This is a genomic window from Bradyrhizobium sp. NBAIM08, assembly GCF_020193935.1.
Classification (GTDB): domain Bacteria; phylum Pseudomonadota; class Alphaproteobacteria; order Rhizobiales; family Xanthobacteraceae; genus Bradyrhizobium; species Bradyrhizobium yuanmingense.
Window position 1 is genome coordinate 1 of record NZ_JADYVR010000086.1, and the last position, 575, is coordinate 575.

Here is a 575-nt window from a genome sequence, read left to right on the forward strand (position 1 = left end):
GTGCTGCCGTGGACGACGCGGCCCTCGGCCGGCTCCAACCGCCCGGCCAGGATCTGCAGCAACGTCGACTTCCCGGCGCCGTTCGGGCCGACGATGCCGAGCCGCTCGCGGTTGTCGAGCATGAGGTCGACGTCGCGGAACAGCCACGGCCCGTCGCCGAACCGGTGGCCGACACCGTGGGCCTCGATCACCTGGTCGCCGAGGCGAGGGGTGCCGAAGTGCAGGGGCAGGTCGTCGCTCGAACGGGCCGCGGCCTCGGCGCGGCCCTGCACGATGGCGGTGGCGGACTCGATCCGGGCCTTCGGCTTGCTCGTCCGGGCCGGCGCGCCACGGCGGAGCCAGGCCAGCTCGGTGCGGGCCAGGTTCTTGCGGACGGCCTCGGCGCCGGCCGCCCGCTCGGCCCGCTCCGCCTTGCCCTCCAGGTACGAGGCGTAGCCACCCTCGTGGAGGTAGGCCTTGCCCCGATCGAGCTCGAGGATGCGGGTGGTCACGCGGTCGAGCACGTGCCGATCGTGGCTGACCATCACCAGCCCGCCGCGGTGGCCGGCCAGGCGGTCCTCCAGCCATGCGATGAC

The 575-nt window shown here is 74.3% G+C and carries 1 protein-coding gene; it reads right to left on the reverse strand.

Translation table 11 applies throughout. The features are described 5' to 3' along the window. Window positions 1-575, reverse strand: a 575-nt coding sequence (locus tag I6F37_RS38520) for an ATP-binding cassette domain-containing protein (RefSeq protein WP_225154146.1), incomplete at both ends; no start/stop codon positions are given.